We start from the raw sequence: 14,010 nt of genomic DNA on the forward strand, positions 1-14,010 counted from the left end.
GTCATCGATGCTCATCAGAGGCTATTGAAAACGCGGTTTTCCTGTTCCGCTACGCGGATGAAAGTTGTGCGTTTAGTCAGCTCTTTAAGGCGAGAGGCACCTACATAGGTACAGGCAGAACGCAGGCCGCCAAGGATATCGCGAGCGGTATTTTCCACCGGCCCGCGCAGAGGCAGCTTAACGGTTTTGCCTTCTGCAGCGCGGTACTGCGCAACACCGCCTACGTGGCGGGTCATGGCAGACTCGGAGCTCATGCCGTAGAACAACATAAACTTCTCGCCATCCTGCTCAACAACGGTACCACCGCTTTCTTCATGCCCTGCCAGCATACCGCCCAGCATAACGAAGTCAGCTCCCCCACCAAAGGCTTTAGCCACATCGCCCGGCACAGTACAGCCACCATCGCTGACGATCTGGCCGCCTAAGCCGTGAGCTGCATCAGCACATTCAATGACGGCGGAAAGCTGAGGGTAGCCCACGCCGGTTTTAACGCGCGTGGTGCATACAGAGCCTGGGCCAATGCCAACTTTCACGATATCGGCCCCTGACAGGATCAGCTCTTCACACATTTCACCGGTAACCACGTTACCCGCACAGATAACTTTATCAGGCCATGCTTCGCGGGCTTTGCTGACGAACTGGGTGAAGTGCTCAGAGTAGCCGTTCGCCACGTCGATGCAGATAAATTTCAGTGCAGGAGTCAGGGCCAGAATCTGCTTAGTTTTGGCAAAATCTGCATCAGAAGTGCCGGTTGAGACCATGATATGGCGCAACAGGTTTTCAGGCACGGAACGAATAAAGTTGCTCCACTCTTCTACAGAGTAGTGTTTGTGCACGGCGGTAAGAATATCGAATGAGGCCAGCGCCTGCGCCATCGCGAAAGTGCCTACGGTGTCCATATTCGCAGCAATAATAGGGACGCCAGACCAGGTGATACCGGAATGCTTGAATGTGAATTGACGTTCCAGCTCAACGTCTGAACGGCTTTTGAGGGTGGAGCGTTTTGGGCGAATTAAAACGTCTTTAAAACCTAACTTCAAATCTTCTTCAATACGCATGATGCAGATCTCTGGGTCGAATGGCGATGAACGCGATCGGCGGTAGGCTCTTCATTACTCAAGACAGAGAACAACGGCAAGCCCGGAACCCAGATATACAGAAATTAGACACTGGGGTGAGCAAGCACGGAAAACGTACCTGTGGCTTAAAGTAAAACGAGCAAACAACAGCCAACTCCAGTGACGCTATCATACGCAGTAATAATGACTCCGCAAGACTGCGAAAACCGACTTTTTTACGCTACAATCGTTTAAATTTACCTGGTAAACGGTAAAAAGCCCGCAGACGGCGAATACCCGATTTTTACGTGATACAAAATCACCTAAAATCACGCCACCAAAGACTTTTTATCTCATTGATAAATATAGCATCAGGATCGGTTATTTATGGTTTACACGGTTGCACTTACGGGCGGCATTGGCAGTGGTAAAAGTACCATCGCCGAAGCCTTTTCCCGCGCTGGAGTCACCGTCATAGATGCAGATGTAATTGCCCGTCAGGTTGTTGAGCCAGGCCAACATGCGTTAGCTCTCATTTCTCAACATTTTGGCCCAAAGATCCTTCTGGAAGATGGTTCTTTAAACCGTCGAGCGTTGAGAGAAACGATCTTCAGCTCCCCGCAGCAAAAGCAATGGGTTAATAACCTGCTACATCCTATTATCCAGCAGCAAACTCGTGATGAGATTGCTCGTGCTACCTCACCTTACGTGTTGTGGGTAGTCCCTCTGCTGGTAGAAAACAATCTGCAACAAAAGGCGGACCGGATTTTAGTGGTGGATGTTTCCCCCGAGACCCAGATTGCGCGTACTATGCTGCGGGACAATGTTTCCCGCGAACACGCCCAGCAGATTCTGGACGCTCAGGCGTCCCGGGAAGCTCGCCTCGCCGTGGCAGATGATGTAATTAATAATGACGGCAGTCCCCAGGACGTTGTCGTGCATGTTGACCGCCTGCATCGCCAGTACCTGAAACTGGCTGGTCTGGCCGCACAACAGGAAGCAGAATGATGAACACTCAGGTTCTTTTCGAACACCCATTGAATGAGAAAATGCGCACATGGCTGCGTATTGAGTTTTTGATCCAACAGATGCAGTCAGCACTTCCTATCAATGACAGCGCAAAGGCGCTGCATTTTTTTCGTAACGTCGGTGACTTACTGGATGTGTTTGAAAGGGGCGAAATTCGCACCGATATTCTCAAAGAGATAAGCCGTCAGCAGCGTAAACTGCTGAGCTGGTCAGAAGTCCCGGGGGTTGATATGCAGCGCATCGACTCGCTGCGAAGCCAGTTGGAGAGCTGCGGCAGCGTGTTGATGGCCGCGCCGCGCATCGGGCAAATTCTGCGAGAAGATCGCCTTATTGCGCTGGTACGCCAGCGGCTTAGCATCCCAGGCGGCTGCTGTAGCTTCGACCTGCCTACCCTGCACATTTGGCTTTATCTGCCGCAGGAACAACGCGATGCTCAGGTTCATTTTTGGCTAAACAGTCTCGAAGCAGTGAAACAGTCGCTCGATCTTCTGCTGGACATCATCCGCAATTCTGCGCCATTCCGGAAACAAACCAGCCTCAATGGATTCTACCAGGACAATGGCGACGATGCCGACCTGCTTCGTCTTCATCTCACTCTCGGCGATCAGCTTTATCCACAGATTTCCGGCCACAAAAGCCGCTTTGCGATTCGTTTTATGCCGCTGGATTCAGAGAATGGCCTGGTGCCTGAACGCCTCGACTTTGAGCTGGCCTGCTGCTAAGGAAACAACATGAACGAAGAAACCATCGTTAATTGTCCTGGCTGCGGCAAAGCGGTTATCTGGAACGAAAGCAGCCCATACCGACCATTTTGCAGCAAGCGCTGCCAGCTTATCGACCTGGGCGAGTGGGCCGCTGAGGAAAAACGTATTCCCAGCAGCGGCGACCTCTCTGAAAGCGAAGGCTGGAGCGAAGAACAGGAACGCTAATCGTTTAGCAGCTTTAAAATGACGGGCTCATTGGCTGGCGGAAACTCGTCGGCGATGAGTTCCCCTTGAGCAACCCAACGCCCGGGTTGCCCTTCTTTGCCCCAGGGTTCACCTTCCCAACTTTCTATCAGATAGAACCACAGGGAAATATGACGATCCGGGAACTGGTACTCCAGGGTTTCAAACAGGCTGGCACTTTGCACCACAATACCGGTTTCTTCCTGTAATTCCCGGATAACGGCCTGTTCCGGGGATTCACCTGCCTCAATCTTCCCGCCGGGAAATTCCCATTTATTCGCCATGTGCGCATCGGCTGCGCGCTGCGTGATAAAAATTTCACCCTGTTGATTACGGATAATGCCGACAGCGATTTGCAGTTGCTTCATATTCTCAAACTCCATGCGTAAAAAAGGCGCAGCAAGCTGCGCCTTTTCGATTTTGTCAGACCTTAGCTCAGACGGCCATGGCACTGTTTGTATTTCTTACCGGAACCGCAAGGGCAAGGATCGTTCCGACCCACTTTACGATCGCCAGTTTCTGCTGCCAGCGCCTGTGCGGCCTGAGTTTCATCATCCACATGACTAAGCTGCTGCATACGTGCCAGACGCTCGGCTTCTTCACGACGCTGTTGTTCCATCGCTTCAACTTCTTCCGGCAGGCGGACCTGGACTTTGCTCAGGGTGCTGATCACTTCATATTTCAGTGACTCCAGCATCGCGGCAAACATAGAGAAGGATTCACGCTTGTATTCCTGCTTCGGATCTTTCTGCGCATAACCGCGCAGGTGGATCCCCTGACGCAGGTAATCCATTGCGGCCAGATGCTCTTTCCACAGGGAATCCAGCGTTTGCAGCATCACGCCTTTTTCGAAGTGGCGCATCATTTCTGCACCGACGACTTCTTCTTTACGTTGATAAAGCTCAATCGCCGTCTGCAGAATACGCTCACGCAGCGTTTCTTCGTGCAGCTCAGGTTCTTTATCCAGCCACTCTTTGATTGGCATCTCGAGATCAAAGTCGTTTTTCAGACGCTCTTCCAGACCTTCTACATCCCACATTTCTTCCAGAGACTGAGGCGGAATATGCGCATCGATGGTGACTTTGAAGACGTCTTCACGAATGCTGGCGATGGTTTCGCTCACGTCGGTAACGTCGAGCAGCTCATTACGCTGGGTATAAATAGCGCGGCGCTGATCGTTTGCGACGTCATCGTATTCCAGCAGCTGCTTACGAATATCAAAGTTACGGCTTTCGACTTTACGCTGTGCGTTGGCAATCGCCTTGGTTACCCAAGGGTGTTCAATGGCTTCGCCCGGCTTCATACCCAGTTTACGCATCATATTGGATACGCGATCCGAGGCGAAGATACGCATCAGGGCATCTTCCATCGACAGGTAGAAGCGGGAAGAACCGGCATCACCCTGACGGCCAGAACGGCCACGCAGCTGGTTATCGATACGGCGGGATTCATGACGCTCGGTGCCGATAATATGCAGACCACCTGAAGCCAGTACCGCATCGTGGCGAACTTTCCAGTCCGCTTTGATCTGAGCAATTTGCTCTGGCGTTGGCTCATCCAGCTCAGCAATCTCTTCCTGCCAGCTCCCGCCCAACACGATATCCGTACCACGACCCGCCATGTTAGTCGCGATAGTTACCGCGGCTGGGTAACCCGCCTGAGCAACGATAGCCGCTTCGTTGGCGTGGAACTTGGCGTTCAGAACATTGTGTTTGATACCGGCCTTGGTCAACTCATTGGAAACCACTTCAGATTTCTCAATGGAAATGGTCCCCACCAGCACAGGCTGGCCGTTCGCGGTACGCTCTTTAATGTCTTCGATAATCGCGCCAATTTTATCCAGTTCGGTCATGTAGACCAGATCCGGCATATCTTTACGGATCATTGGGCGGTTGGTCGGCACAACGATGGTGTCGAGCTTATAAATAGAGCTAAATTCAAACGCTTCGGTGTCTGCAGTACCGGTCATCCCTGCCAACTTCTCGTAAAGACGGAAGTAGTTCTGGAAGGTGATGGACGCCAACGTCTGGTTTTCATTCTGAATTTCGACGCCTTCTTTTGCCTCAACGGCCTGGTGAAGACCATCTGACCAACGGCGCCCCTGCATAGTACGGCCCGTGTGTTCATCAACGATGATGACTTCGCCATCTTTAACGATGTAGTCAACGTCGCGGGTGAACAGCGCATGGGCGCGAAGTGCCGCGGTCACATGATGCATCAGCATGATGTTGGCTGGTGAGTACAGCGACTCGCCCTCTTCCATCATGCCTTCTTGCACAAGCAGCTCTTCAATCAGCACCAGACCACGTTCGGTCAGGTTAACCTGGCGAGATTTTTCATCCACGGAGAAGTGGCCTTCACCCTGGAAGGTGTCAGAGTCTTCTTTTTCCTGACGCATCAGGTGCGGAATGATTTTGTTCACGCGTTTGTACAGCTCAGAGCTGTCTTCCGCAGGGCCGGAGATGATCAGCGGCGTACGCGCTTCGTCGATCAGGATGGAGTCAACTTCATCCACCAGCGCATAGTGAAGCTTGCGCTGCACGCGCTCTTCAGGGCTGAAAGCCATATTGTCGCGGAGGTAGTCGAAGCCGTATTCGTTGTTGGTACCGTAGGTGATGTCTGCTGCGTAAGCTTCACGCTTAGCCGGCGCTGGCATGCCTGGCAGGTTGATACCTACGCTCAGCCCCAGATATTCAAACAGAGGACGGTTGTTTTCGGCGTCACGCTGAGCCAGGTAGTCGTTCACGGTAACAACGTGTACACCTTTGCCACTCAGTGCGTTTAGATAAGCTGGCAGCGTTGCCGTCAGGGTTTTACCTTCACCGGTACGCATTTCCGCGATGCAGCGATCGTTCAGGACCATGCCGCCCAACAGCTGTACGTCGAAGTGACGCATACCGAAGACGCGTTTACTTGCTTCACGAACAACGGCGAAAGCTTCCGGGATTAGCGTTTCCAGCACTTCACCTTTTTCCAGACGCGCGCGGAACTCACCGGTTTTAGCCTTCAGCTCATCATCCGTGAGCTTTTCCATCTGCGGTTCCATGCTGTTGATCACGGAAACCACTTTGCGCATACGGCGCAGTGTACGATCGTTACGACTACCGAAAACTTTAGTTAATAATTTGATTAGCATAATAAATTCTCAAACGCTTGCCGTCAGTACGGTCAATAAATTGTTGTTAGTTTGGAAGATGAATTAGCTGAGGCAAAGCGGGCCTGCGCGGATGCCCTGTACCTGACGGATCCACGCCACGGTACTGAAAACGTCTCCTACAGGAGATGCCCTAAACGCAGTCTGGCGAACAATAACGGGAGGTTTACTTTCCTGCGTTAACAGCGCGCTAAGCGTGTCCAGCAGGGCAAGGTGCTGTGCCTGAAGCGGCACGCTTTCCTGTGCCACAGGCAAAGCCTGAGGTGCCATAGCAAAGGAAAGATGACGGATAACGGTGCGGATTGCATGCTGGTGCCAGTAGTCCACACCAAAGGAAGGACGGCGAGTGCTTTCTTGCAGTTGAACAAGGCTATCGAAACGCAGCTGCCGTGCCGAATCGTGACGGCTGGCGGAAGCTTCAGCGGGCACGCCGGTTTCTGTGTTACCGTTGAGCGCAGGCATGCCAAAACTCGCCGCGACCATCCCCAACAGGAGATGCGGCCAGAAATAACGTCTGCCAAATTGTCGCCAACGATTTAGAATACCAATCACTTTTTCCGCCGGAGCTTAATGTATGCGCGACAGTCGCCCGCAATCTTTAGAAAATCTGTTTGACGAAGCCGGTCAGGAAAGCATGCTACAGAACGTACAGCAACGTGCCGTCGCTCTGCTGCGTCTTAACCGGGCAGTGAAAAGCATTTTGCCTGCTCCACTGCATCCCTGGTGCCGGGTGGCCAACTTCCGTCAGGGCATTCTCGTCCTTGAAACCGCAAATGCCAGCTGGCTGATGCGCTTACGCTATGAACAAGCCACGCTGCTGAGTGCATTACGCGCCCAAATCTTACCATCATTGACATCAATCGACATCAGGATTAATCCTTCGCTGGCGGCAAAAGGGCAGGAATTTGTTCAAGAAAACACCACTCAGACAGAGACTGAGAAATACGAAGTGAATCGTCAACTGAGTAAGCAGAGTGCAGAAGCGTTGAGAGAGGTGGCTAAACGTAGCCCGGAGAAATTAAGAGCAACAATAGAACGACTGGCTTCACTGGCCGGAGAGGGTACCAGCAAAACCAGTCGTAATCGCTAATTTAAGCGTTACGCCAGCACCAGTTTAGGTGCTTTAAACGCCAGCGGAAGTTCGGCTTCGTCTTCGAAGGTCGCCCATTCCCAGGCTTCCTGTTTAGCCAAAACAGCCTGCAGCAGTTTGTTGTTCAGGGCATGACCAGACTTATAGGCGGTAAACGCGCCGATAATGTTGTGGCCACACATGAACAGATCGCCGATAGCATCCAGCATTTTGTGACGAACGAATTCATCTTCAAAACGCAGGCCGTCTTCGTTCAATACGCGATAATCGTCAACAACGATGGCACAATCGAAGCTGCCGCCCAGGCACAGGCCGCGGGACTGCAGATATTCGATATCACGCATAAAACCGAAGGTACGCGCACGGCTAATCTGACGCATAAATGCTTCAGCAGAGAAGTTCATGGTGTAGCGCTGGGTGCTTGCATCAATCGCCGGATGGTTGAAGTCGATGGTAAAGTCCAAGGAGAAACCATTAAACGGTGACATTTCAGCCCATTTATCGCCATCTTCCACGCGAACCGTCTCTTTCAGACGTATAAATTTCTTGGCCGAGTTCAGTTCGTCAATCCCTGCATCAAGCAGCAGATAGACAAACGGCGCCGCACTGCCGTCCATAATAGGAATTTCTGGCGCATCGACTTCAACAATGATGTTGTCGATACCCAGCCCTGCCAGGGCAGCGTTGAGGTGCTCTACGGTAGAAATCCGTACATCATGCTCGTTGACCAGACAAGTACAGAGCATGGTATCCCGCACGGATTTGGCATCAGCCGGAAAATCTACCGGAGGATTCAAGTCGGTGCGACGATAGATGACCCCGGTATTTGCCGGCGCAGGGCGCAGCGTCAGTGTGACTTTCTTGCCGGTATGTAAACCGACGCCAGTCGCCTGAACGATACGTTTAAGTGTCCTTTGTTTGATCATCGTATAATCCCGCCAAATTACTAAGCTAGCCGAGAGTGTATATCACTAACGGCAGGCCAGTTTAGCACAAAGAGCGAATATTCCCAACTTCCGGTTTATTCTTAATCAGCTTGCTTACGCAGGAACGCTGGAATATCCAGATAATCAGGCTCTTTCGCCGTCTGCGGTGTGTTGTCGTTCACCACTTTAGCGGCCGGCTTTTGCTCTTGCGTCAGCGGAGCCATACCGTGCTGCTGGTAGCGATCCATCACTGGCTGCTGTACCTGCTTGTTAGTCACCAGGGTAATCTCAGGACGTTTGTCCATGCCGATCCCAGTAGCAACAACAGTTACGCGCAGTTCGTCGTTCATCTCTGGATCCAGAGAAGTACCGATAACCACAGTTGCGTTGTCAGATGCGAACGCACGAATGGTGTTACCCACGGTTTCGAACTCATCCAGACGCAGGTCGAAGCCAGCGGTGATGTTAACCAACACGCCACGAGCGCCAGACAGGTCGATATCTTCCAGCAGTGGGCTGGAGATAGCCATTTCTGCTGCTTCTTCAGCGCGGTCTTCGCCGCTGGCAACGCCGGAGCCCATCATGGCGTAGCCCATTTCGGACATAACCGTACGCACGTCCGCGAAGTCAACGTTCATCAGGCCCGGACGAGTAATCAGCTCGGCAATACCCTGCACGGCGCCTTTCAGTACGTCGTTTGCCGCACCAAATGCGTCAAGCAGAGAAATGCCGCGTCCCAGCACTTTCAGCAGCTTGTCATTCGGGATAGTGATCAAGGAGTCAACGTGCTTAGACAGCTCGGCGATACCCTGCTCCGCGAAAGCCATACGCTTCTTGCCTTCAAAGTTGAAAGGCTTAGTCACGACGGCAACAGTCAGGATACCCAAATCTTTAGCTACTTCGGCAACAACAGGAGCAGCACCCGTACCGGTACCACCGCCCATACCAGCAGCGATGAACACCATGTCTGCCCCGTCCAGCGCAGCGCGTAAAGCTTCGCGGTCTTCTTCCGCAGCGTTACGACCCACTTCTGGATTTGCGCCTGCGCCCAGACCTTTAGTGATCCCATTACCGATCTGGATCGTCTGGCCGACAGCGGTTTTACGCAGTGCCTGAGCGTCAGTGTTCACCGCAAAGAATTCAACGCCTTCGATGCGTTCACGCACCATGTGTTCAACGGCGTTACCGCCGCCACCACCGACGCCGATGACTTTAATCACCGCGTCGTTGGTCAGTTCCATAGGTTCAAACATAGTTTCTCTCCGTTTTGTGCCTGTCGCCTGAGACCGCTAATTGTCTCCGGTCTCTTATAAAAATTAAAATTCTTTTCTCAGCCAGCTGTTCAGTCGCTTAAACCATGAGCCAACAGAGGTCCTTTTTTCCACTTCTGCTTCACCACTGAGATGTGACTCTTTCCCGTAGTGCAGCAACCCTACTGCGGTCGAGTAATACGACTCCTGGGCATAATCAGTAAGGCCAGTAATATTCAACGGCTGACCGATACGCACCTGCGTATGGAACACACGCTGAGCACAGGCTGCCAGGCCTTCAATTTGTGCCGCGCCGCCGGTTAACACAATCCCCGCCGCCAGATGATGTTTCACACCCTGCTGGCGAAGCTGTTCCTGTAACTGCAAAATCTCTTCATTGACCAGGTTGAGCAGCTCGGTGTAACGAGGCTCAATCACTTCAGCCAGCGTCTGACGCTGAAGACTGCGTGGTGGGCGTCCACCCACGCTCGGAACCTCAACGTTCTCGTCTTTGCCGACGATAGATCCCAGGGCACAACCATGGCGAACTTTAATCGCCTCAGCATCGCTCGGTGGCGTTCCGAACGCATAGGCGATATCACTGGTAACCACGTTCCCTGCATAAGGGATAACTTTGGTGTGACGCAGCGCACCGCCGGTATACACCGCCATATCCATGGTACCACCGCCGATGTCCACAACACAGACACCCAGCTCGCGTTCATCTTCGGTCAGTACCGCGTAGCTTGCGGCCAGACCGGCGAAAATTAATTGGTCAACTTTCAAACCACAACGTTCAACCGCTTTAACGATGTTTTTTGCCATATCGTTATGGCAGGTAATCAGATGCACTTTCGCCTGCATACGGACGCCGGACAGGCCTACCGGATTTTTGATCCCTTCCTGGTAATCAATAGCGTATTCCTGCGGAATCACATGCAGAACGCGGTGTTCATCGCGAACACGCACTGATTTTGCCGTATGCACCACATTTTCAACATCTTCTTGCGTCACTTCCTCTTCCGAAATCGGCACCATGCCTATCTCGTTTTGGCAGCTGATATGCTTGCCGGACAGCGCCAGGTAAACTGAAGATATCTGGCAGTCTGCCATCAATTCAGCCTGGTCAATCGCCCGTTGAACGCATTTAACCACCGACTCAAGGTCGTTTACTCCGCCTTTGTCCATACCACGCGAAGGGCAGCTGCCCACGCCAATAATATTGACCATACCGTCGGGCAGAACTTCCCCTACTAAAGCGGCAACCTTCGCGGTGCCAATCTCCAGTCCAACTACCAGTTTTCTGTCCGTCGCCTTGATCATCGTTGTTCTGCCTGTGCCTGATTCTGTTGCTGATTCGGATTAGGTACCGGAGGAGGAAGTGCCTCCCAACCTACCGCGGCGCCTGAATCGTATCGCAGGTCGACATAACTGATCCGTTTGTTATCAGCCTGCGCCTGCTGCTGCAGAACCGGGTACAGTTCTACAAAACGATCCAGACGTTTCATCGTGTCGCCCCGACCAAGGTTGAGCTTAATTCCGTTATTCAGCGTCAACTGCCAGGAGCGACGAGCGGTCATAGCCGCTTGTTTCAACGTAAATTTATCCTTTGCCAGCACCACGCCCATGTCACGGTAACCTTGCAGAACTTCATTTTCGCTGCCTTCCGGGCCGGAAAGCATCGGCAAAGTCTGCTTGCTGGTGCGTTCTGCTGGTACGCTGAAGGAATTTCCCTCTGCGTCAACCATATGCTGGTCATTCCAACGTGCTATCGGCACATATTCAACCAGATGAATCTTCAATTCGTCCGGCCACTGCTTTCTAACGCTTGCCTGCTTAATCCAGGGCAAGCGTTCTATCTGCTGTTGGATGATATTCACATCCTGGGTCATAAAAGTACCCGGAGGCCCCAGGGCCAGAATAGACTGGCGTATATCATCATTACGTGTGTAGTGCCGCTCCCCGGTTACCACCAGCCTGGAGAGTGGTAAACGCTGGGCATCTTCCATCCAGCCCACCACAATCCAACCGCCGATAAACACGCTCAACAGTACCGCACACAGGAAAATCATCCCTGCCAGACGGGAGCCGTTGCTGCGCCGAGCGCTGGCATTTTCCTCGGCACGATTACGCGCATTCAGTGCAGCCTGCGACATATCAGTCCGCCAGTTCCAAAATACGTACAACCAATTGTGAGAAGCTCATTCCCGCCTGGCGAGCCGCCATCGGCACCAGGCTGTGGCTGGTCATCCCCGGAGAAGTGTTCACTTCTAACAGGTAAAACTGACCATCGCTATCCAGCATCACATCGACCCGGCCCCAGCCGCTACAGCCGAGAATCTGCCAGGCCTGCAGAACTAATGCCTGCAATTCCTGCTCTCTTTGTTCAATTAATCCACCGGGGCAGAAATATTGAGTTTCATCAGAGAGATACTTCGCTTCATAATCATAGAAGGTTCCAGCGGGTTGGATGCGAATAGACGGTAAAATTTCCTCGCCTAAAATCGCAACCGTATATTCCGGGCCACTCAACCATTTTTCAATCAGCACTTCTTCGTCATGCTCGAAGGCCAGCTCAAGCGCGGCTGGCAGCACATCTACGCTGTCCACCTTAGACATACCTACGCTGGAACCTTCACGGCTCGGCTTGACGATAACCGGTAAACCTAATGCAGTAACACGCTCAACCAGCGCTGCGCTCAGGCCTGCTGCAAAATCCTGACGGTTGACGGCAACCCATGGTGCAACGGGTAAACCTGCCCCCTGCCACAGCAGTTTGCTGCGCAGCTTATCCATCGTTATCGCCGAAGCCATAACGCCGCTGCCGGTATAAGGCAGTTGAAGGAACTCCAACAGCCCTTGCAAAGTCCCGTCTTCACCACCGCGACCGTGCAGCGCGATAAAAACCTTGTCAAACCCCTGAGCCTTCAGCTCAAGTACAGACTCGCTTTGTGGATCAAAAGCATGTGCATCAATACCCGCTTCTTTTAATCCCGCCAGCACCGCGCTGCCGGATTGCAGAGAGACCTCGCGCTCGGCAGAGGTTCCTCCCAGAAGAACGGCGATCTTATCAGCCATGACGCCCTTCCTCTTTAGTTTGAGGCTGCAATTTGATTTCAGCCAGGTTTCGGGCGATTTTGCCGATATTCCCGGCACCTTGAACGAGGATCAAATCATTTCCCGTCAACACAGGAGCTAAAATTTCCGCCACTTCCGCATGATCGGAAACTAAAATAGGGTCAACTTTGCCACGGCCGCGAATGGTGCGGCATAAAGAACGGCTATCCGCACCAGGAATGGGTGCTTCACCTGCAGGATAAACTTCCAGCATCACCAGGGAGTCAACCTGGGACAGCACCCCAGCAAAGTCATCATACAAATCACGCGTACGCGTATAGCGGTGTGGCTGGAAAATCATCACCAGATTTTTATCCGGCCAGCCTGCACGCGCCGCCTTAATGGTGGCATCCACTTCCGTCGGGTGGTGGCCATAGTCGTCCACCAGCATAGCGGTACCCGCTTTGCCGTTTACCGGTGCCAGCGGATATTCGCCCAGGAAATCGAAACGGCGCCCCGTCCCCTGGAAGCTTTCGAGCGCACGCAAAATAGCGTCGTCTTCGATGCCCTCTTCCGTCGCCACGGCAACCGCGGCAGCCGCATTCAGCGCGTTATGCCGGCCTGGCGCATTCAGCACCACATGCATCTCAGGCTTGTCCTGACGCACAATGGTGAAAAAGCCCTGAGCGCCCTTTTGCTGATAATTTTCAACGCGCACATCCGCGTCGTCGCTAAAGCCATATGTGGTGATTTGACGACCCACGCGCGGCAGAAGCTCACGAATCACCGGATCGTCTACGCACATCACCGCACGTCCATAAAACGGCAAGTTGTGCAGGAAATTAATAAACGTCTGCTTTAAATTTTCGAAGTCGCCCTGGTAAGTATCCATATGATCGGCTTCGATATTGGTCACAATAGAGACCATCGGCTGCAGGTGCAGGAACGAAGCATCGCTTTCGTCAGCCTCTGCAATCAGGTAGCGACTGTTGCCCAGGCGGGCATGGACACCTGCGGCTTTCACCAGACCACCATTTACAAACGTTGGATCCAGGCCCGCTTCGGCATAAATGCTCGATACCATCGCCGTTGTCGTGGTTTTGCCATGCGTCCCCGCAATCGCAATGCCGTGACGGAAACGCATCAGTTCAGCCAGCATTTCAGCACGACGGATGACCGGAATACGCGCTTCGTGGGCAGCAACAATTTCTGGGTTATCCGCAGAAATTGCCGTAGAAACAACAACCACGCTTGCCTCGCGCACATTTTCAGGGCGATGGTTGAAATAAATCGTGGCACCCAGTGCCGACAACTGCTGCGTGACCGGGTTCGGCGCCAAATCGGAACCGCTGATCTGGTAACCTTCGTTAGCCAATACTTCAGCAATACCGCCCATACCGGCGCCGCCGATGCCAACAAAGTGAATGTGCCGGACGCGACGCATCTCAGGCACAATTGAACGCAGTTTCGCCAGTTGTTGTGTATTCATTCTCTAAACC

The 14,010-nt window shown here is 52.8% G+C and carries 14 protein-coding genes; 4 read left to right on the plus strand and 10 right to left on the minus strand.

The window, feature by feature from the left end; translation table 11 throughout:
• Window positions 1-14 precede the first annotated feature (14 nt).
• A complete protein-coding gene (locus WFK85_RS11985) occupies window positions 15-1,058 on the minus strand; it encodes a GMP reductase (protein WP_008461816.1) in 1,044 nt (347 codons plus the stop codon).
• A 387-nt stretch (window positions 1,059-1,445) separates the two neighbouring features.
• Here WFK85_RS11985 and coaE point away from each other — a divergent pair, with 387 nt between their 5' ends.
• From coaE to yacG, 3 genes are read left to right on the plus strand one after another with little or no spacing between them, the layout of a single operon-like run.
• A complete protein-coding gene (gene coaE, locus WFK85_RS11990; RefSeq protein ID WP_166993553.1) occupies window positions 1,446-2,066 on the plus strand; it encodes a dephospho-CoA kinase in 621 nt (206 codons plus the stop codon).
• A complete protein-coding gene (zapD, locus tag WFK85_RS11995) occupies window positions 2,066-2,809 on the plus strand; it encodes a cell division protein ZapD (protein ID WP_336707854.1) in 744 nt (247 codons plus the stop codon). The genes coaE and zapD overlap by 1 nt, the downstream gene beginning before the upstream one ends.
• Before the next feature lie 9 nt (window positions 2,810-2,818).
• A complete protein-coding gene (yacG, locus tag WFK85_RS12000) occupies window positions 2,819-3,016 on the plus strand; it encodes a DNA gyrase inhibitor YacG (protein WP_008461812.1) in 198 nt (65 codons plus the stop codon).
• Here the strand turns inward: yacG and mutT are convergent.
• The 3 genes from mutT to secM form a co-directional block, all read right to left on the minus strand.
• Window positions 3,013-3,402, minus strand: coding sequence for an 8-oxo-dGTP diphosphatase MutT (mutT, locus tag WFK85_RS12005; protein ID WP_008461811.1), 390 nt, complete (start codon window positions 3,400-3,402; stop codon window positions 3,013-3,015). The two genes, yacG and mutT, sit on opposite strands and share 4 nt — an antisense overlap.
• 62 nt (window positions 3,403-3,464) lie before the next feature.
• A complete protein-coding gene (gene secA, locus WFK85_RS12010) occupies window positions 3,465-6,170 on the minus strand; it encodes a preprotein translocase subunit SecA (protein ID WP_008461809.1) in 2,706 nt (901 codons plus the stop codon).
• 63 nt (window positions 6,171-6,233) lie between these two features.
• The gene (gene secM, locus WFK85_RS12015; protein WP_166993551.1) at window positions 6,234-6,740 is read right to left on the minus strand and encodes a secA translation cis-regulator SecM; all 507 of its coding nucleotides are present in this window, start codon (window positions 6,738-6,740) and stop codon (window positions 6,234-6,236) included.
• A 22-nt stretch (window positions 6,741-6,762) separates the two neighbouring features.
• On the opposite strand from secM, the gene WFK85_RS12020 reads away from it, so the two are divergent.
• Window positions 6,763-7,278 (plus strand): DUF721 domain-containing protein, encoded by a 516-nt coding sequence (locus WFK85_RS12020; RefSeq protein ID WP_008461805.1) that lies wholly within the window; start codon window positions 6,763-6,765, stop codon window positions 7,276-7,278.
• Between the two features lie 8 nt (window positions 7,279-7,286).
• Here WFK85_RS12020 and lpxC read toward each other — a convergent pair whose 3' ends face one another.
• The 6 genes from lpxC to murC all read right to left on the minus strand — a co-directional run bounded on the left by lpxC (window position 7,287) and on the right by murC (window position 14,000).
• Entirely contained in the window at window positions 7,287-8,204 is a 918-nt protein-coding gene (gene lpxC, locus WFK85_RS12025; RefSeq protein WP_085541415.1) for a UDP-3-O-acyl-N-acetylglucosamine deacetylase, read from the minus strand.
• Window positions 8,205-8,305: 101 nt separating this feature from the next.
• Window positions 8,306-9,457 (minus strand): cell division protein FtsZ, encoded by a 1,152-nt coding sequence (gene ftsZ / locus WFK85_RS12030; protein WP_008461800.1) that lies wholly within the window; start codon window positions 9,455-9,457, stop codon window positions 8,306-8,308.
• A 63-nt stretch (window positions 9,458-9,520) separates the two neighbouring features.
• Window positions 9,521-10,777 carry a cell division protein FtsA gene (gene ftsA / locus WFK85_RS12035; RefSeq protein ID WP_008461798.1) on the minus strand — a complete coding sequence of 419 codons (1,257 nt, stop codon included), beginning with the start codon at window positions 10,775-10,777 and terminating at the stop codon, window positions 9,521-9,523.
• Window positions 10,774-11,610 (minus strand): cell division protein FtsQ, encoded by an 837-nt coding sequence (ftsQ, locus tag WFK85_RS12040; RefSeq protein WP_166993545.1) that lies wholly within the window; start codon window positions 11,608-11,610, stop codon window positions 10,774-10,776. The genes ftsA and ftsQ overlap by 4 nt, the downstream gene beginning before the upstream one ends.
• A gap of 1 nt (window position 11,611) precedes the next feature.
• The gene (locus WFK85_RS12045; protein WP_008461794.1) at window positions 11,612-12,532 is read right to left on the minus strand and encodes a D-alanine--D-alanine ligase; all 921 of its coding nucleotides are present in this window, start codon (window positions 12,530-12,532) and stop codon (window positions 11,612-11,614) included.
• Window positions 12,525-14,000 carry a UDP-N-acetylmuramate--L-alanine ligase gene (murC, locus tag WFK85_RS12050; protein ID WP_008461793.1) on the minus strand — a complete coding sequence of 492 codons (1,476 nt, stop codon included), beginning with the start codon at window positions 13,998-14,000 and terminating at the stop codon, window positions 12,525-12,527. The genes WFK85_RS12045 and murC overlap by 8 nt, the downstream gene beginning before the upstream one ends.
• Window positions 14,001-14,010 lie beyond the last annotated feature (10 nt).

The sequence above is a fragment of the Cedecea sp. VD22 genome (assembly GCF_037150195.1).
Classification (GTDB): Bacteria; Pseudomonadota; Gammaproteobacteria; order Enterobacterales; family Enterobacteriaceae; genus Cedecea.

What these genes read in the sequence shown, in the direction of transcription:
- secA (WP_008461809.1), bottom strand. Translation starts at nt 6,170, where the DNA reads ATGCTAATCAAATTATTAACTAAAGTTTTCGGTAGTCGTAACGATCGT.
- murC (WP_008461793.1), bottom strand. Translation starts at nt 14,000, where the DNA reads ATGAATACACAACAACTGGCGAAACTGCGTTCAATTGTGCCTGAGATG.
- WFK85_RS12020 (WP_008461805.1), top strand. Translation starts at nt 6,763, where the DNA reads ATGCGCGACAGTCGCCCGCAATCTTTAGAAAATCTGTTTGACGAAGCC.
- ftsZ (WP_008461800.1), bottom strand. Translation starts at nt 9,457, where the DNA reads ATGTTTGAACCTATGGAACTGACCAACGACGCGGTGATTAAAGTCATC.
- coaE (WP_166993553.1), top strand. Translation starts at nt 1,446, where the DNA reads ATGGTTTACACGGTTGCACTTACGGGCGGCATTGGCAGTGGTAAAAGT.
- WFK85_RS12045 (WP_008461794.1), bottom strand. Translation starts at nt 12,532, where the DNA reads ATGGCTGATAAGATCGCCGTTCTTCTGGGAGGAACCTCTGCCGAGCGC.
- ftsA (WP_008461798.1), bottom strand. Translation starts at nt 10,777, where the DNA reads ATGATCAAGGCGACGGACAGAAAACTGGTAGTTGGACTGGAGATTGGC.
- lpxC (WP_085541415.1), bottom strand. Translation starts at nt 8,204, where the DNA reads ATGATCAAACAAAGGACACTTAAACGTATCGTTCAGGCGACTGGCGTC.
- WFK85_RS11985 (WP_008461816.1), bottom strand. Translation starts at nt 1,058, where the DNA reads ATGCGTATTGAAGAAGATTTGAAGTTAGGTTTTAAAGACGTTTTAATT.
- yacG (WP_008461812.1), top strand. Translation starts at nt 2,819, where the DNA reads ATGAACGAAGAAACCATCGTTAATTGTCCTGGCTGCGGCAAAGCGGTT.
- mutT (WP_008461811.1), bottom strand. Translation starts at nt 3,402, where the DNA reads ATGAAGCAACTGCAAATCGCTGTCGGCATTATCCGTAATCAACAGGGT.
- zapD (WP_336707854.1), top strand. Translation starts at nt 2,066, where the DNA reads ATGAACACTCAGGTTCTTTTCGAACACCCATTGAATGAGAAAATGCGC.
- ftsQ (WP_166993545.1), bottom strand. Translation starts at nt 11,610, where the DNA reads ATGTCGCAGGCTGCACTGAATGCGCGTAATCGTGCCGAGGAAAATGCC.